The sequence below is a fragment of the Pseudomonas sp. CFBP 13602 genome (assembly GCF_014842725.1).
Lineage (GTDB): Bacteria > Pseudomonadota > Gammaproteobacteria > Pseudomonadales > Pseudomonadaceae > Aquipseudomonas > Aquipseudomonas baltica.
In genome coordinates this window covers 390,244-413,856 of the sequence record NZ_JACYVT010000002.1, presented here as the reverse complement: position 1 = coordinate 413,856, position 23,613 = coordinate 390,244, and the positions used below count along the sequence as shown (strand labels likewise).

24 protein-coding genes and 1 tRNA gene are annotated in these 23,613 nt (G+C 58.4%); 17 read left to right on the top strand and 8 right to left on the bottom strand.

From position 1 onward, the window contains the following. Positions 1–33: 33 nt before the first annotated feature. Together IFU31_RS05045 and IFU31_RS05040 are read right to left on the bottom strand one after the other, a co-directional pair. Positions 34–816: a hypothetical protein gene (locus tag IFU31_RS05045; protein WP_192057910.1), complete on the bottom strand. Its 783-nt coding sequence runs from the start codon at positions 814–816 to the stop codon at positions 34–36. A gap of 81 nt (positions 817–897) precedes the next feature. After that, positions 898–1,851 (bottom strand): alpha/beta hydrolase, encoded by a 954-nt coding sequence (locus IFU31_RS05040; RefSeq protein WP_244647019.1) that lies wholly within the window; start codon positions 1,849–1,851, stop codon positions 898–900. A 139-nt stretch (positions 1,852–1,990) separates the two neighbouring features. Between IFU31_RS05040 and aroC the strand changes: the two genes are divergently transcribed. The 3 genes from aroC to IFU31_RS05025 are packed head-to-tail and all read left to right on the top strand — an operon-like array spanning position 1,991 to position 4,831. Beyond that, positions 1,991–3,082, top strand: a complete 1,092-nt coding sequence (gene aroC / locus IFU31_RS05035) for a chorismate synthase (RefSeq protein WP_192052965.1) — start codon at positions 1,991–1,993, stop codon at positions 3,080–3,082. Between the two features lie 5 nt (positions 3,083–3,087). Then, complete coding sequence (locus IFU31_RS05030) at positions 3,088–4,266, top strand: MFS transporter (protein ID WP_192053417.1); 1,179 nt, start codon at positions 3,088–3,090, stop codon at positions 4,264–4,266. Between the two features lie 19 nt (positions 4,267–4,285). Beyond that, positions 4,286–4,831, top strand: coding sequence for an acireductone dioxygenase (locus tag IFU31_RS05025; RefSeq protein ID WP_192102439.1), 546 nt, complete (start codon positions 4,286–4,288; stop codon positions 4,829–4,831). 184 nt (positions 4,832–5,015) lie between these two features. Here IFU31_RS05025 and IFU31_RS05020 read toward each other — a convergent pair whose 3' ends face one another. After that, positions 5,016–5,294 carry a DUF3509 domain-containing protein gene (locus IFU31_RS05020; RefSeq protein WP_043185483.1) on the bottom strand — a complete coding sequence of 93 codons (279 nt, stop codon included), beginning with the start codon at positions 5,292–5,294 and terminating at the stop codon, positions 5,016–5,018. Between the two features lie 359 nt (positions 5,295–5,653). Between IFU31_RS05020 and IFU31_RS05015 the strand changes: the two genes are divergently transcribed. From IFU31_RS05015 to IFU31_RS04970, 10 genes are all read left to right on the top strand, one after another. Then, complete coding sequence (locus IFU31_RS05015; RefSeq protein ID WP_122476308.1) at positions 5,654–6,175, top strand: ankyrin repeat domain-containing protein; 522 nt, start codon at positions 5,654–5,656, stop codon at positions 6,173–6,175. Between the two features lie 63 nt (positions 6,176–6,238). Then, positions 6,239–6,769, top strand: a complete 531-nt coding sequence (locus IFU31_RS05010; RefSeq protein ID WP_122476306.1) for a hypothetical protein — start codon at positions 6,239–6,241, stop codon at positions 6,767–6,769. Between the two features lie 90 nt (positions 6,770–6,859). After that, positions 6,860–7,051, top strand: coding sequence for a PLDc N-terminal domain-containing protein (locus tag IFU31_RS05005; protein WP_043185491.1), 192 nt, complete (start codon positions 6,860–6,862; stop codon positions 7,049–7,051). Positions 7,052–7,251: 200 nt separating this feature from the next. After that, positions 7,252–9,339, top strand: coding sequence for an LTA synthase family protein (locus IFU31_RS05000; protein WP_192102438.1), 2,088 nt, complete (start codon positions 7,252–7,254; stop codon positions 9,337–9,339). Between the two features lie 175 nt (positions 9,340–9,514). Beyond that, a complete protein-coding gene (locus IFU31_RS04995; RefSeq protein WP_122476302.1) occupies positions 9,515–9,751 on the top strand; it encodes a hypothetical protein in 237 nt (78 codons plus the stop codon). A 220-nt stretch (positions 9,752–9,971) separates the two neighbouring features. After that, entirely contained in the window at positions 9,972–10,313 is a 342-nt protein-coding gene (locus tag IFU31_RS04990) for a ribonuclease E inhibitor RraB (protein ID WP_122476300.1), read from the top strand. A 376-nt stretch (positions 10,314–10,689) separates the two neighbouring features. Next, complete coding sequence (locus IFU31_RS04985; RefSeq protein WP_122476298.1) at positions 10,690–12,099, top strand: circularly permuted type 2 ATP-grasp protein; 1,410 nt, start codon at positions 10,690–10,692, stop codon at positions 12,097–12,099. A gap of 12 nt (positions 12,100–12,111) precedes the next feature. Beyond that, a complete protein-coding gene (locus IFU31_RS04980; RefSeq protein WP_122476296.1) occupies positions 12,112–13,062 on the top strand; it encodes an alpha-E domain-containing protein in 951 nt (316 codons plus the stop codon). Then, positions 13,059–13,892, top strand: coding sequence for a transglutaminase family protein (locus IFU31_RS04975; protein WP_122476294.1), 834 nt, complete (start codon positions 13,059–13,061; stop codon positions 13,890–13,892). The genes IFU31_RS04980 and IFU31_RS04975 overlap by 4 nt, the downstream gene beginning before the upstream one ends. 538 nt (positions 13,893–14,430) lie before the next feature. Then, complete coding sequence (locus IFU31_RS04970) at positions 14,431–15,156, top strand: amidotransferase (protein ID WP_192102437.1); 726 nt, start codon at positions 14,431–14,433, stop codon at positions 15,154–15,156. A gap of 36 nt (positions 15,157–15,192) precedes the next feature. On the opposite strand, the gene IFU31_RS04965 is transcribed toward IFU31_RS04970, so the two are convergent. Further along, the gene (locus tag IFU31_RS04965; protein WP_185794353.1) at positions 15,193–16,164 is read right to left on the bottom strand and encodes a magnesium and cobalt transport protein CorA; all 972 of its coding nucleotides are present in this window, start codon (positions 16,162–16,164) and stop codon (positions 15,193–15,195) included. Between the two features lie 188 nt (positions 16,165–16,352). Then, positions 16,353–17,042, bottom strand: a complete 690-nt coding sequence (locus tag IFU31_RS04960) for a crotonase/enoyl-CoA hydratase family protein (protein ID WP_122476290.1) — start codon at positions 17,040–17,042, stop codon at positions 16,353–16,355. Between the two features lie 213 nt (positions 17,043–17,255). Between IFU31_RS04960 and IFU31_RS04955 the strand changes: the two genes are divergently transcribed. Next, positions 17,256–17,345: transfer RNA gene (locus IFU31_RS04955), tRNA-Ser, on the top strand. Positions 17,346–17,752: 407 nt separating this feature from the next. Here the strand turns inward: IFU31_RS04955 and IFU31_RS04950 are convergent. After that, the gene (locus IFU31_RS04950) at positions 17,753–18,721 is read right to left on the bottom strand and encodes a DUF932 domain-containing protein (RefSeq protein WP_122743646.1); all 969 of its coding nucleotides are present in this window, start codon (positions 18,719–18,721) and stop codon (positions 17,753–17,755) included. Between the two features lie 2 nt (positions 18,722–18,723). Then, positions 18,724–19,119 carry a hypothetical protein gene (locus IFU31_RS04945; RefSeq protein ID WP_192052977.1) on the bottom strand — a complete coding sequence of 132 codons (396 nt, stop codon included), beginning with the start codon at positions 19,117–19,119 and terminating at the stop codon, positions 18,724–18,726. 364 nt (positions 19,120–19,483) lie between these two features. Between IFU31_RS04945 and IFU31_RS21835 the strand changes: the two genes are divergently transcribed. Both IFU31_RS21835 and IFU31_RS04935 read left to right on the top strand, forming a co-directional pair. Beyond that, positions 19,484–19,723: a helix-turn-helix transcriptional regulator gene (locus IFU31_RS21835; protein WP_122743645.1), complete on the top strand. Its 240-nt coding sequence runs from the start codon at positions 19,484–19,486 to the stop codon at positions 19,721–19,723. After that, the gene (locus IFU31_RS04935; RefSeq protein ID WP_122801090.1) at positions 19,720–21,201 is read left to right on the top strand and encodes a YfjI family protein; all 1,482 of its coding nucleotides are present in this window, start codon (positions 19,720–19,722) and stop codon (positions 21,199–21,201) included. The genes IFU31_RS21835 and IFU31_RS04935 overlap by 4 nt, the downstream gene beginning before the upstream one ends. Positions 21,202–21,208: 7 nt before the next feature. Here the strand turns inward: IFU31_RS04935 and IFU31_RS04930 are convergent, their stop codons facing one another. Continuing rightward, positions 21,209–21,940 (bottom strand): hypothetical protein, encoded by a 732-nt coding sequence (locus IFU31_RS04930; RefSeq protein ID WP_192102436.1) that lies wholly within the window; start codon positions 21,938–21,940, stop codon positions 21,209–21,211. Positions 21,941–22,286: 346 nt separating this feature from the next. Between IFU31_RS04930 and IFU31_RS04925 the strand changes: the two genes are divergently transcribed. Next, the gene (locus tag IFU31_RS04925; protein WP_192102435.1) at positions 22,287–23,429 is read left to right on the top strand and encodes an inovirus-type Gp2 protein; all 1,143 of its coding nucleotides are present in this window, start codon (positions 22,287–22,289) and stop codon (positions 23,427–23,429) included. Positions 23,430–23,613: the final 184 nt, after the last annotated feature.

Below are 23,613 nucleotides of genomic sequence, written 5' to 3'. Positions count from 1 at the left end.
TCCGCTCCCACACAGTTTTTGCCAGTGCCGCTGTCAACGGTGGGTGGCGATCCAGATCAGCAGCGCGGCCTGGAACACGGCGAAGGCAATCAGGCAGGCGATGGTGAAGCGCAGGCCGCTTTCCTCGCGCGCGAATTTCCCGATACGTTCCTGCTGCCCATGCAGCTTGAGTTCCATCTCCTGCAACTGCTGCTCGGCCATCTGCAGCATCTCGCTGGCCGCCAACACCTCGACCACCTGCACTTTCTCCGCGTTCCAGGTGCTCAGCAACTGGCTGACGGCAATCGGGTGATACTGGCCCTTGAGGCGTTGCACGTCTGCGTATTCGACGTTCAAGCCTTGGGTGCGCAGTGCGTGATCACGACGATCCAGGCCCGCCGGTTGCAGCGCCTCCTTGCTCGACAGCGCCGCGCCTTGCAGCGTGTAGTGCGGCCAATGACGCTGCAGCCAGGCGGCGGCTTGGGCCATGACGAAGCGCCCCAGGCCACGGTTGACCGGTTCCAGTTGCAGGCCTGCGTCACTGCCCAGGCTGACCTGCCGCAGCTGATGATCGACCCAGACATCCAGCCGGTTCTGCTCGCTGCGCACGCGCTGGGCAGGCAGCTGGATGTCGAGGCGCAACAGGCTCAGGGCAGGGTCGTGGCGCTCGGCCATGCCGAACTGCACGAAACGCAAGGGGCGCGGGCCGCTGGCACGGTCGGCGGGCAGGGGCGCCAGGCGCAGCATCCTGAACTGCTCGGGGGTCACCTCGGCCCACGGCCGCGGCGGCGCTGCAGGTTCTTCGACGACGGCTTCTGGCGGGGCTTGTTCGGTCATGGCGCGATCCTCTTCACGGACCTTGTATCGGCCATGCCTGCCCACTCTTGAACGCTGCCATGGGTCCCCTGGCGCGTTGCGTCAAAGCCCGTCGATGAATTTCACTACTGCCTGACCCAGTTCCGCCGCCAGCGGACGCTTGTGGTCACGATACGACTTGAGTTGCGAAGGCAGGTCCATCGGCACGATACGCAGCACGTGGTTCATGCCGGGAATCAGCGCCAGCTGCGCATCGGGCTTGGCGCGTTGCAGTGCCTGCGCATCGCCAATCCCGACCTGGATGTCGTTGCTGCCCTGCACGATGAGGGCGGGGATCTTCAAGGCGGCGAAGGCCTGCGCAGGGTCCTGGCGCAACAGCGAAATCAGGTAAGGCTGCACGCTGGGGCGAAACAATACCTGCAGGGGCTTGGGCACGTCCGGGTCATACTGCCCGGCTTCCAGCCGCTCGATCAGTTGGTAGCTGCGCGGTTGCAGTTCGGCTGGCAGGCGTTCGCCGATCTGCTCGCGCAACACTTCGCCCAGGGGACGACCGCTGCCCGACAGCGAAATCACCGCATCGGCATTGGCGCGCGGCGCTGCCAGGGTGGCGATCAGCGCACCTTCGCTGTGGCCCAGGATGATCAGCGGGCCGAAACGCGGGTCGCGCTTGAGCTGCGCGCTCCAGGCCACGGCATCGTCGACGTAGCCTGCCACGCTCAGATCACGCTCGTCGGGGGTGGCCTTGCGCCCGGTGGCCACGCCGCGTTTGTCATAGCGCACGCTGGCAATGTTGTTCTGCGCCAGTAGCAAGGCGAGCTTCTTCAGGCTGTCGTTGCGACCCGCCTCGGGATTGTTGCCGTCCCGGTCGGTCGGACCGGAGCCGGAAATCATCAGCACCACCGGCACCGGCCGATCCGCGCGGGGCACCAGCTGCGAGCCGTACAGCTTGCCCTGAGCGGTCTGCAGCTCGATCGGGCGCCTGGCAATATCAGGGGTGGCGGCCAGTGCAGCGGTGCTGCTGACGAACAGTATCAAGGCCACCAATCGGAACGTCATCTGCAACATCATCGAGCCACTATCGAGGGAAGTGCGCTTTGGACTGGGGCGTCCGGCTAAGGTTCAGGGATGAACTGGCCGTCGACCCTGCGTATACTGGCGCTCTGTCTGATTCGGTTGATTTCGCGGAGCGCCCTGCATGTCCGGCAATACCTTCGGCAAGCTGTTCACTGTCACCACCGCTGGCGAAAGCCATGGCCCGGCGCTGGTCGCCATCGTAGACGGCTGTCCGCCAGGGCTCGCAATTTCCGTGGACGACCTGCAGCGCGACCTCGATCGACGCAAGCCGGGCACCAGCCGGCACACGACCCAGCGTCAGGAGCCCGATGAAGTCGAGATTCTTTCCGGGGTGTTCGAAGGGCGTACCACCGGTACCTCCATCGGCCTGCTGATTCGCAATACCGATCAGAAATCCAAGGACTACTCGGCGATCAAGGATCTGTTTCGCCCGGCCCACGCGGACTACACCTACCATCACAAGTACGGCGAGCGCGACTACCGTGGCGGTGGCCGCAGCTCGGCGCGCGAAACGGCCATGCGCGTGGCCGCAGGCGCGATCGCCAAGAAGTACCTGGCCACCCAGGGTATCCAGGTCCGCGGCTACATGAGCCAGCTGGGCCCGATCCCGATTGCTTTCAAAAGCTGGGACGGCGTGGAAGACAACGCCTTCTTCAGCCCCGATCCGGACAAGGTCCCGGAGCTGGAGGCTTACATGGACCAGCTGCGCCGCGACCAGGATTCGGTCGGCGCCAAGATCACCGTAGTGGCCGAAGGCGTCATGCCGGGGCTGGGCGAGCCGATCTTCGATCGCCTGGACGCCGAGCTGGCCCATGCCTTGATGAGCATCAACGCCGTCAAGGGCGTGGAAATCGGCGCCGGTTTTGCCTGCGTCGCCCAGCGCGGCACCGAGCACCGCGACGAGATGACGCCCGAAGGGTTCCTCAGCAACCATGCGGGGGGTGTGCTGGGTGGTATCTCCTCGGGCCAGCCGATCGTTGCCCACCTGGCCCTCAAGCCAACGTCCAGCATCACCACGCCGGGTCGCTCGATCGACGTCCACGGCCAGCCGGCGGACGTCATCACCAAGGGCCGCCATGACCCGTGCGTGGGCATCCGCGCCACGCCCATCGCCGAAGCCATGATGGCCATCGTGTTGATGGACCACCTGCTGCGCCATCGCGGGCAGAATGCCGAGGTCAAGGTCGACACTCCGGTACTGGGCCAGCTTTGAGCGCGGTGCCGCCGCCGGCGGGGCATTCGGTCCCGTATTGGCGGCTGTCCACTTTCTACCTGTTCTACTTCGCCCTGCTCGGGTCGACGGCGCCGTTCCTGGCGCTGTACTTCCACCATCTGGGCTTCGACAGCGCGCGCATCGGCGAGCTGGTGGCGATTCCCATGCTCATGCGCTGCGTGGCGCCCAACCTGTGGGGCTGGCTGGGCGACCGCACCGGTCGACGCCTGGCCATCGTGCGCATCGGCGCGGTCTGCACCCTGGCCAGTTTTTCCCTGATCCTGGTGGACACCGGCTACGCCTGGCTGGCAATGGTCATGGCCCTGCATGCCTTCTTCTGGCACGCGGTACTGCCACAATTCGAAACCCTGACGCTGGCACACCTGCAGGGGCAAACCGCACGTTACAGCCAGGTCCGCCTGTGGGGCTCGATCGGCTTCATTCTGGCGGTGGTGGGCCTGGGCCGGGTATTCGAGAGCCTGAGCCTGGACACCTATCCCTACGCGTTGCTGTTGATCATGGCCGGTATCGTCGCGGCCAGCGCGTGGGTGCCGGATGTGCCCGCCGGCGAGGGCCCTCGCCGCACGACCGGGGAGGGCTTCATGAAACAGCTGGTGCGCCCCGGTGTATTGGCGTTCTATGGGTGTGTGGGCCTGATGCAGCTCAGCCACGGCCCGTACTACACGTTTCTTACCTTGCACCTGGAGCAGTTGGGCTACAGCCGTGCAGTGATCGGCATGCTGTGGGCCGTCGGAGTCGTGGCTGAGGTCTTGATGTTCCTGGCCATGAGCCGGATTCTGGCGCGCTTTTCCCTGCGTCATGTGCTCATCGCCAGCTTCCTTCTGGCGGCCGTGCGCTGGCTGCTGCTGGGCAGTTTCGCCGAACACCTGTGGCTGCTGGTGCTGGCGCAGCTGATGCACGCCGCCACCTTCGGCAGCTTCCACGCGGCGGCGATCCATTTCGTGCAGCGCAGTTTCGGCGCCCATCAGCAGGGTCAGGGGCAGGCCCTGTATGCCGCACTGGCCGGTGTCGGCGGCGCCCTGGGGGCGCTCTACTCCGGCTACCTGTGGCAATCCCTGGGCGCCACCGGCACCTTTGCCCTGGCCAGCCTCGCCGCGTTCGCTGCCGCGTTGATCATGCTCAGACGCACACCCCATGATCTGCCACCTGTGGCCAGTCACTGAAACCATTCGAGGAATTTGCATGAGCCGCCTGAGCGTCTATCACCACAGCACTGCGGACATCCCCAACAAGGTGCTGAGCCATGCCGAAGACATTGCGGCCACTTTGGCCGAGCTCGGTGTGCGCTTCGAGCGCGCCGGATCGACGCTGCCCGTGTCGTTCGAGGCAAGCCCCGAAGAGATCGTCGCGACCTGCCGCGCCGAGGTCGACACCTGGATGGCCCAGGGTGGCTACATGAGCGTGGACGTGCTCAGCCTTGACGATAGCAACGTGCAGCACACCTCAACGCAGGCCGAACTGCTGCGCGAGCATCGTCTTGTCGGTGAATGGGTGCTGTGCGTGCTGGCGGGCCGCGCGCTGTTGAACCTGCACGTTGGGGGTTACGTGTACGCGCTGCTGTGCGAGCGCGATGATCGCGTCGTGGTTCCAGCGGGCATGGCCCACTGGCTGGACATGGGCGAGCGGGGGCGGTTGATTGCGTTGCGTGTGTTCACCGATTCATACGGCTGGTGCCCGGAGTACGTGGTGCAGCCAGCGAACGATCTGTTTCCAGGGTTGGACGACTGATCCGGCTTTTATCGAGGCGAAAAAAAACCCGATACCAGGATGCGCCAGGTATCGGGCTTTAGAAGAAACAGAGGTCAAGCAACAGCATTCAATCAAACAGCAGGGGTCAAACGAACAGCGGTTCAGCGAATACGTGCCAAGCAACGCTTGCCAGGCAGATCAGCTCGCGCTGATCTCGCGTTGATCAGGCCGAGTGGTAGGTCGGCAGGGCGAAGCGGTTCTGGCTTTGCAGCATATTGATCGCTGGCAGCTGGCTGGCTTCGCCGGCCAGGTCGCGACGAATCGCGCTGATGACCCAGGTCAGTTGCTCAGGGGTGTGCAGCTGAGCGTAGGAAATCGAGCGTTTGATCTGTTTGCCATCGGTATCACGCAGGGTCAGCAGGACAGCACCATCCGGACGCGGCTGGGTGGTCACTTCGTACTCGGAGAAAACGGAAACGAATTTTTCGTGGAGGAAGTTCATGTGCAGCTCCTAGCAAGTTGGCAGGCATGTCTAGGTAGTTGCAGCGAGTGTGCCAAGTTTCGTTAAATATAAAATCCTTGTAAATCAACAGCTTGTGAATATCGCAAAATTCGGGCTCCGTGCAATTTGCATGAATGGTCGTCGGGCATGCTGCATTTTGCGCGGCGTGGTGGGTCTGACGGTAAGTCGCCCGAAGGGAATGACAGGCACAGCACGGATTTTTTCCCGCGTCACTACTGTCTATGACCACAAATCGCCAATAAATTCCCGCTTCCAGGGGCGATAGCCAGGCTCTGTTGCAGGCTTGAAGCCCAGCGGGAACACTGCCTACCGTGAACCATTTGCCAGGAGGTTTTGCCATGACCCAACCCGACGCTCGCCAGATGAACGACGAAGAAGCGGCCGAGTTCGCTGAACAAGTGTTCGACGTCGCTCGCAACGGTGATGCACAGATGCTCGAGCGCCTGCTGGAGAAGGGCCTGCCGCCCAATCTGCGCAACCACAATGGCGATACCTTGTTGATGCTGGCGACCTATCACGGCCACCTCGATGCGGCACGCGCGCTGCTGCAATACAAGGCCGACCCGCTGATTGCCAACGACAAGAACCAGCTGCCCATGGCTGGCGCCGCCTTCAAGGGCAACCTGCCGATGGTGCAGTTGCTGATCGAGCAGGGCGCCCCGGTCGATGGTGCATCGGCCGATGGCCGGACCGCGCTGATGATGGCCGCGATGTTCAATCGCACGGAAATGGTCGAATACCTGCTGGCGCAAGGCGCCAACCCGAACGCGGTGGACGCCCAAGGCATCGATGCGCTGGGCGCCGCGCGTGCCATGGGGGCCACGCTGACCATCGAACAGCTGCAGAAGCTGGCGGCCTGATACCCGCCTGGCTGAATTGCGGCTATCCTTGCGGCCTTTTTCCAGCGCCGCAGGGGTTGCCTCATGAAACAGTCACTTGTCGAACTCATCGGTAAAATCGGTTCGGGCTGCATGCGCGATGAAGACATCGAACGCATTGCCGATGAGGCCGCCCAGGCCTACGCCGATCCCCAGGCCTTCCTGGCCGCCAACCCCGACATCAACTACGACGACAGCTTTGCCATCCCGCTGGGCGAATGGGTGGTGGTGGGCAGCCTGCCCGACACGGTCATTTTCCAGGCCGACACCTACCCCGAGCTGCTGCAGCAGATCATCGACTCGTTCGGGCCCGATGTGACCTTCAACATCAAACCCAAGCAGCTGAGCAAGGTCGAGGCGCTGACCGCACTCAATCGTATCCAGGTGCAACTGGGAGCCATGAGCAAGGAGGAGGGCGGCTACGTGCTGTTCAACTTCAGCCAGCCGCTGGACGATGAACTGCAGATGGTGCTGGTGTACGGCAAGGATGTGGATCGGGTGATGGCGCTGGGTGCCGAATTGCACATCGTGGCAGTACCTGCCCTGGAGGCATTGCGCGTCGCACTGCACGTCTGAACGCTAGTTCCAGCTTTCGCTCGGTTGCCACGGAACCCCTGCGACACGCCGCTATCCTAGTTGATGCATGCCATCCACAAGGAGTATCACATGGGTTCCACTTTCAATAGCCTGATCGGCCTGATCATCCTCGCGCTGGACATCTGGGCGGTCATCAACGTCATCAAGAGTGGTGCCTCGACCGGGGCCAAGGTCCTGTGGGTACTGCTGATCATCCTGCTGCCGGTATTGGGCCTGATCATCTGGGCAATCGCCGGTCCACGCGGCAACGTGCGGGTCTGAATACAACAGGTCGAACCTGCAACGGGTTCGACCTGCCAGCCCTACCGACGTATCATCCTCGGCCGGACCGCCGTTTCGCGGCCGCAGCAAAGAATCTGAACGGAATTTTCACCTGTCTTCACGGACAATCCGCGCCCAGATTTCACCTTCGCGTCACGCATAGACCCTAACCGACAGACCTCAACGGACCTTTCCCACACATGGCTACTCCGGACGCCTTGAGTCAAAAGCAGGCCGCGCGCGGCACCCTGCAACCGACCGTCAAATCGCACCTGGCTTATACCCTGCTCAGCGGCCTGGCAATCATGCTGATGCTCAGCGGATTGCGCCTGGCCTTGCTGATGTACAACCGCGAGATGATCGGTGATACGCCTGCCAGCACCTTCGTCGAAGCTTTCCTCAATGGCTTGCGCTTCGACCTGCGCCTGGTGGTGTACCTGCTGATTCCACTGCTGCTGGCGGTACTCAGCGCTCGCGCCATGCGCTGGCGCGGGCTGTTCCGCGCCTGGCTGACGGTAGTGTCCAGCGTGGTGCTGCTGTGCGGCCTGATGGAGATGGACTTCTACCGCGAGTTTCACCAGCGCCTCAACGGCCTGGTGTTCCAGTACGTGAAGGAAGACCCCAAGACCGTGCTGAGCATGATCTGGTATGGCTATCCCGTGGTGCGCTATCTGCTGGCCTGGGTCTTCGTGACCTGGCTGCTGAGCCTGGTGTTCAAGGGCTTCGACCGCCTGACCCGTCCGCGCTTCGCCACGGCGGCCAGCGTCGGCAAGCCGGTGGCGCCGTGGTATGCACGCGTCGGTGTGTTCGTGGTCATCCTGCTGATTGCCGTGGTGGCCGCGCGCGGCACCTTGCGCCAAGGTCCGCCGTTGCGCTGGGGCGACGCCTACACCACCGATTCGAACTTCGCCAACCAGCTGGGCCTCAACGGCTCGCTGACATTGATCGCCGCCGCGAAAAGCCGCATGTCCGAAGACCGCGACAATATCTGGAAGGCGACCCTGCCGCAGGACGAAGCGCAGAACGCCGTCCGTGAAATGCTGCTGACGCCCCACGACACCCTGGTGGACAGCGACACCGCCGCCGTGCGCCGCAACTTCCAGCCGCCTCAGGCCAACACCCTGCCGATCAAGAACGTGGTGGTGATCCTGATGGAGAGCTTTGCCGGCCATTCGGTGGGCGCGTTGGGCGCCGAGGGCGGCATCACGCCGTACTTCGACAAGCTGGCCCAGGAAGGCCTGCTGTTCGATCGCTTCTTCTCCAGCGGTACCCATACCCATCAGGGCATGTTCGCTACCATGGGCTGTTTCCCCAACCTGCCGGGCTTCGAATACCTGATGCAGACTCCCGAGGGCAGCCACAAGCTCTCCGGCCTGCCGGAGATGCTCAGCGCCGCGCGAGGTTACGACGACGTGTATGTCTATAACGGCGACTTCGCCTGGGACAACCAGTCCGGGTTCTTCAGCAACCAGGGCATGACCACGTTCATCGGCCGCAACGACTTCGTCAATCCAGTGTTCTCCGATCCGACCTGGGGCGTGTCCGACCAGGACATGTTCGACCGCGGCAACGAAGAACTGGCCAAGCGCGGCGCCGCCGGCAAGCCGTTCTACGCACTGCTGCAGACCCTGTCCAACCACGTGCCCTACGCTCTGCCGGCGAATCTGCCAGTAGACAAGGTCACCGGGCGCGGCAGCCTGGACCTGCACCTGACCGCCATGCGCTACTCGGACTGGGCCCTGGGCCAGTTCTTCGAGAAGGCGCGCAAGGAGCCGTACTTCAAGGAAACCCTGTTCATCGTACTGGGCGACCATGGCTTCGGTAACCAGAAGCAGATCACCGAGATGGATCTGGGCCGCTTCAACGTACCGCTGCTGCTGGTCGGGCCGGGCATCCAGGAGAAATTCGGCAAGGTCAACCACACCGTCGGCTCGCAGCCCGATGTGGTACCGACCATCATGGGCCGCCTGGGCGGCGCCGGCCAGCACCAGTGCTGGGGACGCGACCTGCTCAACCTGCCTGCCGGCGACCCCGGCTTCGCCGTGATCAAGCCTTCGGGCAGCGAGCAGACCGTGGCGATCATCAAGGGCGACCGCATTCTGGTCGAGCCCCGTGACATGGACACGCGGCTGTATCGCTATCAGCTGGGCCGTGAATTCGACGCCCAGCTGATCCCCGATGCCGACGATGTGCCGCAATTGCGGGCCAAGCTGGACTCGTTCATCCAGACCGCGACCAAGAGCCTGCTGGACAACACCGCAGGTGCGGTGGAGAGCAAGCAGGAGTAAGTACCTGGTGTACTGTAAAAGGCCCTTCGGGGCCTTTTTTCATGGCCGTGTCGGCGCTGCGTGGCACGCCTCCGGCAATCCGCTGGCCGGAACGAATCCCCGCCGCTGCGAGTCAACGTTGTGTGAGCGTATCAAGCAGATTCCTGCCTGAATTCCGTCGAGGAGATGTACACCGATGAAAGAGTGGAAAATCAGCTTCGTCAACAAGGATGGCGTGCTGGACAGCATGGCCATCCGTGCTGACACCTGCCCGTCGATCGAAGAGGCGGCAACGCTCGTTCGCTCCAAGCTGTACCCCGTCGCAGCCGGACTGGATGAAGTCAATCTTCCCGACAACGTTGCCTCGCCGGTCGCCAAGACCCTCAAGTCGCAGCACAGCGTGGAAATCACGGCCATCACCGAAGTCGCTTGAATTTCATCTGATCCGGGCCATTGGCACGGGCCCGGCCTTCGCGCTACTCTGCGGGCAGGGTCCCCACGGATTCTGCTGCTCGTTTTCGTACCATGCTTCTTGCAACAGGCTCGATTCCAGGCGCCGCGTCCTCGACGCTGCACCGCACCCATTCCTTGTTCCGAGGAGGTTCTGGAAGTACTGAAAGTCTATCCGTCGTTATTGCTGAGGGAGACGATTCATGAGCACAACCTATCAAGAAGACATCAGCAGCAATGTATTGCGCCGCATGAAAGAGGGCGGTTTCGATTTCGCACGCATTCATCCTATCGAGTTCTATGCGGTCTTTCCCGATGAAGACCGGGCGCGGACGGCTGCCGGCAAGTTTCGCGGCGAGTCGCTCAATGCCCAGATAAGCGAGCGCGACGACGGTGCCTGGCACCTGGAGTTGAGCAAGCTGATGTACGCGACCTACGGCGGCATCGGTGAATTCGAGCAGGATTTCGAAGCCGTGGTCGAGCCTCTGGGAGGCGAAATCGAGGGGTGGGGCGTGAAGCACGAGGTCCAACGCCCGCAGGCCTGAAACCAGGTGGACCACGGCAGCGCCGTGGTTCACCTGCTCAGCGAATTGCAGGCAAAAAAAAGCCGCTCACAAGGTGGCGGCGAAAGGGAATTCGGTGACTCGCAATGGGGCGCCAAGCTTTTGCCGGTGCCGATGAATTAAATATGCACTAACGCTGCAAGCTATTGAATTCAACTCTATCTATGCTGGTCATAGCCTCAAGCCGCTTGAAATATCCGCTTCGCAATGAAGCGTATGTCAGCGGCGTTCGGACGTTGCCGCACAATAACGGTGCACGGTTCCCGACTGGGAATTCCAAGCGCTTGATTTAATGGCACATATGCCGATGGCACGGGCCTTGCGAAGGCTCTTGGGTCCGGGTGACAAGGAGTACGGCATGAGCCGCACCTATTATGATGAGATGTACGATGCCGATGGCCAAGTTCGCCCGCATTACCGGGAGTTCGCCCGTTGGTTGGCCGATACGCCGCAGGAACTGCTTGCCCAGCGTCGACGCGAGGCCGATTTGTTGTTTCATCGAGCCGGCATCACCTTTACCTTGTATGGGGACGAGCAGGGTACCGAACGGCTGATTCCCTTCGACACCATTCCACGCAGTATTCCTGCCAGCGAATGGCGCATCGTGGAGCGTGGCTGTATCCAGCGCGTCAAGGCGCTGAACATGTTCCTCGCCGACCTGTATCACGACCAGCGCATCATCAAGGCCGGGATCATCCCTGCCGAGCAGGTGCTGGCCAACGAGCAGTATCAGCTGGCGATGCAAGGACTGGACTTGCACCGCGATATCTATTCGCACATTTCCGGGGTCGACCTGGTGCGCGACGGTGACGGTTCCTACTACGTCCTGGAAGACAACCTGCGCACGCCCAGTGGCGTGAGCTACATGCTCGAAGACCGCAAGATGATGATGCGGCTGTTTCCCGAGCTGTTCGCCGCGCAGCGCATCGCTCCGGTGGATCACTACCCCAATCTGCTGCTCGATACCCTGAAAAGCTCCAGCGCGATCGACAATCCCAGCGTGGTGGTGCTGACCCCGGGCCGGTTCAACAGTGCGTTCTTCGAGCACGCCTTCCTGGCGCGCGAAATGGGCGTAGAGCTGGTGGAAGGTGCTGACCTGTTCGTGCGTGACGACAAGGTGTTCATGCGCACCACCGACGGACCCAAGCCGGTGGACGTGATCTATCGACGCCTGGACGACGCCTTCCTCGACCCATTGGCCTTCAACCCCGACTCCATGCTTGGCGTTCCCGGCCTGCTGGCCGCGTATCGCTCCGGAAATGTGGTATTGGCCAATGCCATCGGCACCGGCGTGGCCGACGACAAGTCGGTCTACCCCTTCGTCACCGACATGATCCGCTTTTACCTGGATGAAGAACCCATCCTCAAGAACGTGCCGACCTGGCAGTGCCGCAAGCCTTCGGAGCTGTCCCATGTGCTGGCCAACCTGCCCGATCTGGTGGTCAAGGAAACCCAGGGTTCGGGTGGCTACGGCATGCTGGTAGGCCCTTGCGCGAGTGCCGCCGAAATCGAAAACTTCCGGGCGCGCCTCAAGGCCCGACCCCATGCCTACATCGCCCAACCCACGTTGTCGCTGTCAACCTGCCCGACGTTCGTCGAGAACGGCATCGCACCGCGCCACATCGACCTTCGCCCCTTCGTTCTGGCCGGCCGTGAAACCCGCGTGGTGCCAGGCGGCCTGACCCGCGTGGCGTTGCGTGAAGGCTCGCTGGTGGTGAATTCGTCGCAGGGCGGCGGGACCAAAGACACCTGGGTGGTCGAGGATTAAGGATGCCTGCCAATGCTAAGTAGAACTGCCTCTGATCTGTATTGGATGTCGCGCTATCTGGAGCGCGTCGAAAACCTGGCGCGCATGCTCGATGTCAGCTATTCACTGTCGTTGATGCCGCAGGATGGCCGCGGTGACGGCCTCGACGAAATTGCCATGCCGCTGTTGATCACTGGCACCCTGGAAGACTACCTGGAACGCCACGGCCAGCTGCATGCCGAGCGCCTACTGCATTTCTTCGCCCTGGATCCGGCCAATCCGGCCAGCATCTACAGCTGCCTGGGTGCGGCACGGGCCAGCGCCCATGCGGTGCGCGGGCGGATCACCGCCGACATGTGGGAGAACATCAACTCCACCTGGCTGGAGATCCGCGGGATTGCCGAGCAGGGCGTGGGTCGCTATGGCATGAGTCGGTTCTGTGACTGGGTCAAGGAGCGCGCCCACCTGTTTCGTGGAGCGACCTATGGCACGCTGATGCGCAACGATGCGTTCCGCTTCATTCGCCTGGGCACCTTCATCGAGCGCGCCGACAACACCCTGCGCTTGCTCGATGCGCGTTACGAGATGCTCGGCGACGATGCCTATTCGGTCGACGACAGCTCGGCCCGTGGTTACTACCAGTGGAGTGCGCTGCTGCGCGCGCTGTCGAGCTTCGAGGCCTACACCGAAATCTATCGCGATGCACCGGCCGCCAAGCCGGTGGCCGAACTGTTGCTGCTGCGCGCCGACGTGCCCCGTTCGCTGCGCGCGTGTACCGAGGAGATCAACCAGATTCTCGCCGACCTGCCCGGCGCCAATGGTCGCCCGGCGCAGCGCCTGGCCGCCGAACTGGATGCACGCCTGCGCTACACCGGTATCGATGAGATCCTCGACGAAGGCCTGCACGAGTGGTTGAACGAACAGATCCCGCTGGTGCGCCAGTTGGGCAATGCGATCCACAGTGCCTATCTGGAGGCTGTATGAGGCTTAACATCAGTCACGAAACCGCCTATCACTACGATGACGAGGTGCGCGCCAGCATCCAGTACCTGCGCCTTACGCCGCACGACAGCGAACGCCAGCGCATTCTCAGCTGGCAGCTTGACCTGCCGCGCCCGGTGCGCGCCCAGCTCGACCCGTTCGGCAACATCCTGCATGTGCTGACCCTGGACGAGCCGCACGACGCGATCATCATCGGCGCGCGTGGCCAGGTCGAGATCGACGAAACCCGCGAGGCCGAACACGAAACACAGTCACCGCTGCCGTTCCTGCGGTTCACCCGGCTGACCGAGGCCGACGACGCCTTGCGTGCCTTTGCCGCCGAACAATGCCACACGCGGCGCGACCGCAATGGCCTGATCGACCTGATGCAGGGCCTGCACCAGCACATCACCTACACCAGCGGTGCGACGGCCGTGGACACCTGTGCCGCGCAAGCCTTCGCCAGCGGTGCCGGGGTCTGTCAGGACCACACCCATGCCTTTCTTGCCTGTGCCCGCAGCCTGGGGGTCCCGGCACGCTATGTCTCTGGCTACCTGTTTACCGAGGACACCGAGCACATGGCCAGCCACGCCTGGGCCGAAGCCTGGCTCGACGATGCCTGGTACAGCTTCGATGTGACCAACCAATTGGCGCGCCCGGAACGCCACTTGAAACTGGCGATAGGCCTGGACTACCTGGATGCCTGCCCGGTGCGCGGCATGCGTCGCGGTGGCGGTTTCGAGCAGATGCACGCCAAGGTACTGGTCGCGCCGAGCGCACCTGTGGTCAGCGTGGCCACTGCGCCGCAGTCCCAGAGCCAGACTCAAGGCTAGATTTCGGACGTGCGCCTGCACAGGCGCCGCTGCGGCGAGAGCGCCCTGAGGTTTGGCCGCGAAACGTCAGCTGAACAGCCTGCCCAGATTGGGCAGGATCAGCACCAGCGTCATGGTGAACACGATGAGTCCGGCCTGGCGGATTTTTGGATGTTTGAACATGGCAGACTGCCTATGAGTTATGTTCTTCCTGGCGCCAACCCATGCTGCAACCGCGGTTGAGCTTGGCGAAAAGGTGCACCCCCCACGACTCGATGTACCCATACGGCTGCATCAATAGTCATGCTTTTACCTTAGAACCCTTGATTGACGGGCCTTAGAACGCTTTGCCACGGTAGGCAGGGTCGTTTCGATCAAATTCGACTAAGGAACTCTTTTGCCGATTTTGAACATGCCGTGCTAGACGCCCAAGAAGGCAAATGCAAGCTCTGCGATGTGAATTACCGTTCATCGGGCAAATCCGGCGCAGCTTCACTTGCCAGCCAGCGCCGATAACGGGCACGCTTGCTACCTGCGTTCCCTCTCCATCGAGTGACCTATGACCCTCAACATCTGCATCCTGGAAACCGACGTGCTGCGGCCCGAACTGGTCGAGCAATACCATGGCTACGGCCGCATGTTCGAAACGTTGTTCGCCAGCCAGCCCATTCCTGCCAAGTTCACCGTGTTCAACGTAATGAACGGTGAATACCCACCGGCCGATGCCCACTACGATGCTTATCTGGTCACCGGTAGCAAGGCTGACTCCTTTGCCACCGACCCGTGGATCGAAACGCTCAAGACGTTTCTGCTGAAGCGCTACCAGCGCGGCGACAAGCTGCTCGGCATCTGCTTTGGCCATCAGTTGCTGGCGCTGCTGCTGGGCGGCAAGGCAGAGCGCGCGACCCAAGGCTGGGGCGTGGGCACCCATGAATACAGCCTGGCCAACCGTGCGTCCTGGATGAGTCCGGAAGTCGAAACGTTGACCCTGCTGATCAGCCATCAAGACCAGGTGACGTCGCTGCCGCAGAACGCATCGGTCGTGGCGTCGAGCGAATTCTGCCCATTCGCGGCGTATCAGATCGGTGATCAGGTCCTGTGTTTCCAGGGGCATCCGGAATTCATCCATGACTATTCCAGAGCGCTGCTCGACATTCGTCAGCAGCATCTGGGCGAGCCGGTGTATCAGAAAGCCATTGCCAGCCTGGACCGTGATCACCACGGCATCACCGTGGCTGAATGGATGATGCGTTTCGTCGCACAGGGCACCCCGCCCGCGGCGTGACGCTCGTGCCCTGTGGCAGGGTCGGACAGCGCGCGGCTACAGCCAGCCAGCGCGCTTGAAGCCGGCGAACAGGCCGGTGCAGCCGGATGCGATGACCCCCAGCACGATGTAGTAGCCGTAGTGCCAGGTCAGCTCCGGCATGTTTTCGAAGTTCATCCCGTAGATACCGGCGACGGCCGTGGGAAAGGCCAGGATCGCTGCCCACGCGGCAAACTTGCGCTGGGTCAGGCTTTGCCGCGACGACTCCAGCAGCAGGCCGATCTCGATGGTCTGCGTAGCGATGTCACTCATGGTCGCCAAGTCTTCCATCTGCCGGTTCACATGAATCTGCACGTCGCGGAAATAGGGGCGCATGTTCTTGTCGATGAACGGGAAGTCCAGCCGTTGCAGCTCTTCACTGATCTCGACCATGGGCGCCACATAGCGGCGCATGCGCAGCAGCTCGCGGCGCAGCCCGTGCAGGTGCTGGATATCGGCTTCGTTGAGCGAGCCACCGAGCACGCGGCGCTCCAGCGATTCGATTTCGCAGTGAATGGTCTCACTGACCGGTTGGTAATTCTCGGTGACGAAATCGAGCAGAGCGTAGAGCACGAAATCTTCGCCGTGATCGAGCAGCAATGGTCGCGCTTCGCAACGCTTGCGCACCGAGGCGTAGGAGGCCGAGTGACCGTTGCGGCAAGTGATGATGTAGCCGCGCCCGGCGAAGATATGGGTCTCGACGAACTCGACTTTGCCGTCTCGACGGATCGGCGAATAGGTCACGATGAACAGTGCATCGCCGAAGGTTTCGAGTTTGGGTCGACTGTGCACCTCGAGGGCGTCTTCGATGGCCAGCTCATGCAGGTCGAACTGTTTCTGCAGTTGACTCATCTGTTCGGCGTCGGGCTGTTCCAGGCCGATCCATACGAAATGCCCCGGACGCCGCGCCCACTGCGCGCCGTCGTCGAGGCTGATGTCGGTAATCTTCTTGCCCGCGCTGTATACCGCGGCGGCGACCACTCGGCCCATGATGCTCACTTCTTCGATTGGCAGGGACACCCGGGATGGGCCTGCTGTGGATAGGAGTGTTCCGGCGCGGCGCAGTTCGCGGTTCAGTTCATCGATCGCGCATTGCACTGCGCAGCGGCCTGCTCACGCCCGCCGCAGTGAAGGCCCAACGTGTGGGCAAGGGTCCCTACCGCTCGTACTGACGCGCCTTAGAAGCCTTGCTCTTGGTCAATCCGGATGGCTTCGTCCAAGGTCTCCAGGAACGCTTTACGTGCCTTGAGCTTGGTCCTGGCGTGGGCCTTCATGTTGAGCTTCTGCAAGCGTTGCGCTGCAGCGAGGGCGGCGGCCTGCAACTGCTCGGGCGGCACCACCTCATCGAGAAAACCGGCCTGCAACGCCCCGGCAGGGTCGAACATTTCCGCACCGATCACCGAGCGCTGAAAGGCTGAACGGCGCAGGCGATCCCTGGCCAGCTCGATGCCGGCGTGGTGCATGGTCATGCCGATCTGCACCTCGTTCAAACCGATATGGAACGGGCCTTCCACGCCGATCCGGTAATCGGCCGACAGCAGCAGGAACGCACCCTTGGCCACGGCGTGTCCTGGGCAGGCCACGATGACCGGGAACGGATGGCTCAACAGCCGACGGGCGAGGGTAGAGCCCTGGGTGACCAGACTGATCGCATTCTCCGGGCTCGAGGTCATGACCTTGAGGTCGTAGCCTGCCGAAAGGATGCCGGGTTGACCGGTGATGACCACCACGGCGCGCGCCTCTACGGCCCGATCCAGAGCCTCGTTGAGCGCCGCGATGACGGCAGGCGAGATGGCGTTCACCTTGCCGTTGTTCAGGGTCAAGGTGACGATGCCGCCCTCGAGTTGGTAATCGATCAGCTCACTCATGCCGGTATTCCTTGTCGTGTTGTGGCGCCGACGTTACCCAGCCTTGCCGGCCGGGTAAAGCGCCGTGACTGACTGGCCGGTCACGCTGACAGGCCCGAGGGAATTCGGCGCTGGGCTTAAGCGCATGAAAAACTTGCAGAAAAGCTTTGCCATCACGAACGCTATCGACTACATTAGCGCGCCTCGACACACCGAACAGGTGCGCCGAGAAACGGTGAAGTGTCCGAGTGGCTGAAGGAGCACGCCTGGAAAGTGTGTATACAGGAAACTGTATCAAGGGTTCGAATCCCTTCTTCACCGCCATATTGTACCTAGAGAGCCCCGCTATGCGGGGCTTTCTGCATTCTGAGGTTCGTTGTTCCCCCATCCGGTCCCCCACTTCAATGTCGCGTCTCCCCGAACCTCTATCCGCCTACAGCGCTGCAGACTAGCGAAGGTCCTCACAGGTTTCAGGTGGCGTGGACAGAGCGTTGATAAAGCTGCAGAGCAACGCGATCAGCATTGCGCAGCACATCACTGCGAGTGCTAGGTTGATCTTCACCGCTACGACTAGGGTCGCCGAGTACAGTGCGACTGCAAGCGTGAGCAGTGCGCATACGATTTTGAGTTTGTGCATTCTGGTTCTCACGTAATTGAGCTGATGTTCAGTTGCAGCAGCCACATAAAGCCCGCCACATGGCGAGCAGGTATCGGTTGGTGGTCTGCTCTTGCTACGCCGCTAAGCTTAATGCGCTGTGAAGGGCTCTTTGCTTGAGGGCAGCGCCCTGGCCGAACCAGGCGGAGTCCATCCGGTAGTCGGCGGATCGAGCTCGTTTTTCGTGATCAACGAACTCGGTCACCGCATTCAGCAGCCCCCATGCGGTGCCTTTGGCTGATGTCAGGTCTGAGCCTTTGCCTTTACCCTCGAATAAACTGTTTGCTTTCGCAATGGCGTGGCGGTTGTTGTGTTGGCCCTGTGGAGAAGCGCTGGTGCCGGCGACGCTGAGTACCTGATTGAAGAACGCGTCGGCTTCCTTGCGCGAGACTTTTCGCTCACTGAGGATCCGCATCTCGTACATGAATTGCTCCCAGCGTGATACTGCAATACCTAACTGCTTCTTGACGAGGTCAGGGTTGAAACTTGTGCTGTGGGGGACTTTGATAGCGGTCGTACTGCCATTGAGCGATAATGCCAAAGTATTATTGCACACCACGCGGACAGTCGTAGGCGTTGCCGTAGTGGCAAGGGTGCCGTCACAGGAGGTAGCAAGCAACAGATAACCTCCGACATGGTCACCTCCCTTGAGCGCTACCGACTGGCCCGTTCGTGCTAGCGCCCAGAACTTCCGGCCGCCTTTCAATACGCCTGCTGTCTCCAGCTCATACCCCGAGACCTCTGTGAGGTCTCGGTAGAACTCGAGCACTTCGTTTGGCTGAACGACCTGGTAGCGTTGCGACACTACCGAGAGCGGCTCTTGTGTGTCGGAGCGGTACAGAACCTTCTGATCAGGGAAGGTATGGATCGGAGCCAGTAGCCCTGATCCAGTGGATTTGAAATGAACGGCGCTGGATTCAATCCGCCAGTCCATGCCTGCCTCACGCTGCCAGATCTCAAGCGATTGATTCGGCGAGAGACGATTCCCTAAGCCATGCCAAGGTGTTTCGCCGATATACGCCATTTGGTGTACTTCATGAGCCATGATTAATTTCCTTGGGCAGGGTTTGATTGGTTGTGGTTATCGGGACGCTGGGCGGACTGGCTGACTGGATCGAACATGCATCCGCAGCCTAGGCAAACATGCGTATGGAGATCACCGTCTGGTATGTTTCGCAGCTTGAGTTGCACTGATCTAGCGAGTGCTTCAACCAAGTTCTGAGAAAGTTTCTCCAGTGTGTGATAGGCAGCGGACTGTGGTATGGCGGGATAGCACGCTTTCAAACGGCTGAGGATGAGTACATTCACCGCTTCAGCACACAGTGCGAGACGTTGTGTGGCTTTGATTGAAGCAGTCTTTCTTGATTGGCATTGCGGGCATATAGCGGGCATGGCGATTCCAGGATGGTTGGTCGCCTTGGTGATATAGGTTTCAAAAATCATGCAATCGCCAGTTCTTAGTTAAATGGTAGGCGACGGGCGTCTCTATGGTAAGAGAACTGATCTTATCACGCTGTGAGAAAAGGGAGGTGATCCAGTGGGTTCAATTCGAGAGGAGCGCTAGTTCTCGTCGGGAACATATTGAAAACCTGCTAATCGGACACGAATTAGCAGGTTTACAGCTAAGCGCCGACATCGCGACGAGCGTGAAATATTCGATCTCATACTTGGGCTATTTTCGGCAAAAAAAACGCTGCAGGCCAGACGTGGCATGGCTTAGGGAGTTTCTACTGGAAGCAGAAGCGAGCCTGGGTTCGCGGGTACAGGTAGCTTAAGACTCGTTCTGACCCAGCCCTTGAGGTGATTTATGAATGATAGTCGAGTGAAGTCAGTGCTGTCGCTTCAGCAACTGGTGAAAATTTTGCAGATTAGCCGATCCACGGTATACGGTCGGCTTGATAAAAAATCTTGTCAGTATGACTCCACATTTCCAAGACCGATAAAGCTATATTCTTCCGTTACGAGTAACGGTCGTATTGGGTTTATAGAGGAGGAGGTGATGCACTGGGTGTTCCAGAAAGCGCAGCAGAGGGATGAAGCTGTATGAGTATTCAGGGTGCCCTTGGGGGTAATTATCCTAAGTTAGATTTTCCTTACTTGCAATCTCTAGAACTCTTAGAGTTTAGAGATCTAATAAGCGAACTGCATATATCAACTCAAGCTCCTGTTGGAATTGTAGCCGCGTCGCTCATTTCCGCGCTTTCAACAGTTTTTCAAGGGTTGGTGGATGTAAGAAAGCCACCAGGGCAGGTAAGTCCTGTTTCAATATTAACGCTGACTATTGCCAATGCAGGGGAGAGAAAAGGGACTGTGGAAAAACTTTGCTTTGAACCAGTTATAAAATTTCAGGAAAAACTGCGGAAAGAATATCGAGAAAAAATCTCTGACTGGGAAATCTCTCTCGAATTATGGAAAGGAAAAATAAAAAAAGCCCAACAGAGTAATTTTAAATCAAAATTGAAAATGGAGGATGAATTCGATGAACAGATTGCACACTTAATGAGCGTGAAGCCTATCCAGCCCCGAGAGCCCCAGATAGTCTACAACGAGTCGACTCCTATTGCGCTATTTGAGGGAATGAGCAAAAAGACTGAAAATGCCGTACTACTGTCTAGCGAAGGTAGCAGTATGTTGAATGGACGGGCATTTTCGGATATGACGAAATTCAACAGCGCATGGGATGGTGATGAGATTCCTATAAACAGGATCAGGGGGAGCTTTATTTGGAAAGGAAGGTTATCCGTCGCAATCCAAGTCCAACCAGGACCTTTTATTCGGTTTCTTGAAAAGCGGGGCGTTGAAGCGAGAGACTCGGGTCTGCTAGCTCGATTTCTGGTGTCATATCCGAGAACTACCCAAGGATCGCGTTTTACCACAAATACTGGTTCATTAGGGGATAACTATCAACGGTATCTGTTAGCTATGGCATCGCACTTGGAGTTAGTTAAAGAAAAAGCTGAAGTTTTTAGCGGGCGTGACATAATTGGGTTCGATGCCAAAGCTGTTGAGCTGTGGAATCAGACCTTCAATAACGTTGAGTCTTTAATGCAGGTTGGGGGGTTATTATACGAATCTAAGGATATCGCTAATAGATTGATGGATAATACCAGTAGGTTGGCCGCACTATTCCACTGCTACAGCAGCGGCATTGACGGAAGCATTTCGGTAGAGGTGTTGCGCGATGCAATTAGTGTTGTTAATTGGTATTTGGCCGAAACTATGGATATATTACATCAGCCATCGCAGCAGCAGATTGATGCAGTTGCGTTAGATGGCAAGCTGAATGAGTATCGTCACGCTAATCACCGTTATGTTCGTAAATCAGTTGTAATGCGAGTGGCTCCAGGGGCTGAACTGAGGCGGAAAGACAGATTCAATCGAGCATTGGACGCGCTCATTGACGACAATCGAATTAGAGTTGTTCCTTATCTAGACCATCTGGTGATAGACCTAATTCCATGGTATCCCGATGATCAGGCTGCTTTGAACAATGTAATACTACAATTTAGAAATAGAAATAATTAGTAGAAAATCACTGCTTTAGTGTTTTTCCCGGATTGACAATATTTCTCAACTTTTCATTTGAATTGATCATTTCTGAAAGCTGGTCATAGCATTTCATGGCGCTAGATGAAAGATTTAAACTTTTACTTATTTTACGAGATACGACTACCTTAGCAATCATTGAGGCTGCTTGTGCTTCGCTTGACCATCCGGCAGGAGGTGATTCTTCTTCTAAAAGGCTTGCGATGGCTTCAATTCGTGCTGTGTATTTATCCGATTTGGTTTTGCCTCCTTTGCTGGCGCGAGAAAGCTTAACCGTTGTCATAGGGCCTGAAGTAGAATACTCCATCCCCTCAACTAAGCCAGCGTGATACCAGAAATGTTGCAGTGCCTGGTGGGCTTTGTCAGAATCGAGTTCATTAAAATATATGGCATACGAAAGATGCCATATACCCCTTAGGATTTCGTCCCTAATTGCATTTTGCTTGGTGTTTTTTTTGGGTGTCTCAGCTTTGAGGTATCCTAATTCGTTGAGGAGTTGATCGATTTCAGGTAGCTCTGCCGGGTTGGTTTCGATAAATTTTTCCAATTGTTTTATCGCGGAATCTTTCAACTGGACATGAACTAGGGTACCAAGTTGTTCTATAGCAACCAGTAAAGACCAAGTGACCGATTTTGAGGCGCGATATTTGATGTATAATTCCAGATGAGTCAGGTCTTCATCGCCGGAATAAAATTCTCTTCCTTGTTTGTCTTTCATACGGAAACTCCTTGGTTGTGCGCACCTTGTCAAGGTTAGGGTATGATTTTCGCCCCGTATGTGCAAGCAGTATGCATTCCAGCACGCCGCTAGCGTCAAAGTTTTAATCGCTGCATGCCTGGAAGTCGTTATAGCGCAAAGTACTTTGCAGGGTTCTAGAACCGTGATTATGAAGGCGTTAACTACTGTTGGCGCCTGCTGCTGCGTGGGTTTCAGTAGTTTATAAATATGGATCTTTTCATATACCGTCTTAATGCCGCCTAGATTTATTTGTTGAGGTGTAAAAGTTTAGTGTGTGGGGCGTGGATGTGTTCAATTCTTTTTCATGTATTCCGGGGTATTGTTTATGTCTACTGTCAATGTTAGCTGCGTGCGTCCTGATCCGCTCGCATCTTCAATTAAAGTGCTAAGTGATGCTGCATTATTGTTCGTGAAGCAAAGCATGCCTGAGGTAAAACCTGGAGTAGTGGAGCTCGATGAGGAATATGATGCGAGAAGCTGGTTGGCTTTTAGGTTGTTGCCTTTGTTGCAAGATCTAGTTGCGACCAAGCATCAGTTGTATTCAGTCGGCCATGCTAAAAATGTTGAAGCTAGAATCACCTTTCATTCGTTGGGGCGTAGGTTTATTAACTGCATCAAAAGAGATATTCGAATCTCATTTGAGATGTTTCCAAGTGCTCAATTCAATCCTTACTTTGAAGTATTCTACAACGCGGTATTAAAGCATCACTTGGTGCCATCGGAAACTTCGTTCTCTGGAACCAAAGGGGAACACGTGAATGAAGTAGTCCATAGGTTGAATGCCTGCATCTCTGAATTTCGTGCTGAGGTCAGTACCGTAGAGTTTCGAAGTAGGCTTAAAGCTTTTAGGAGGCCCATTAAAAGGCAATACGATACGCTCATGAGGTACACGGCTGAGCTCTTTGCAAGATATTCGAGAATGTTGATCTTGAGGGTTGATTTATCCTACTTACAAAAATACCGATTGGCCAAACATATCACTGGCACAGATGCGTGTAGACATCGAGATATGCTACTGAAAGATCTGCAAAATGGCGCATTTGGGCCAATGCTAGGTTACGCATGCAAGCTAGAGTTGGGGCGATACAAAGGCTATCACATTCATGGCTTGTTCTTCTTTGATAGCTCAGCAATGTGTAAGGATGTAATTTTGGGGAAGCGTATTGGCCAGCATTGGGATAAAGTTATTACTGGAGGGATGGGCAGTCATTATAATTGCAACGCGCGCAAGGAGCGCTATAAAAAATGCTTTCTGGGCTTGGCACATTGCACAGACCCAATAGCGCGAGAGGGCTTTGAACTATATGCAGCCTATGCGACAAAGCCTGATGAACTATTGCGGCTTGCGTTACCAGGTATACAGGCGTTCATCAGAGGTCGGCTGGCTCCTCGGAAGGAAGGCCCGAGGAGGGGGAGGCCTCGGGCAGCCGAGAAGGGTAGGGATCAATGGCCTGAGTCACTTAGATAACTGCTGTCCAGGTAGCTAATAGGCTTCGTCGAACACGTTGGGCCGGGCCGGGTTTGGTAAGCAAATTCTCAGTACTGGCAGCTCGACCGGTAAGCTCGGGGCAAATAGCGCCAAGGTTGGTCCATTGAGATCAGATCTCTTTTGCTCCGGGAGCGACTGTCTGCGCTCTTCAGGGGAGGTCCTT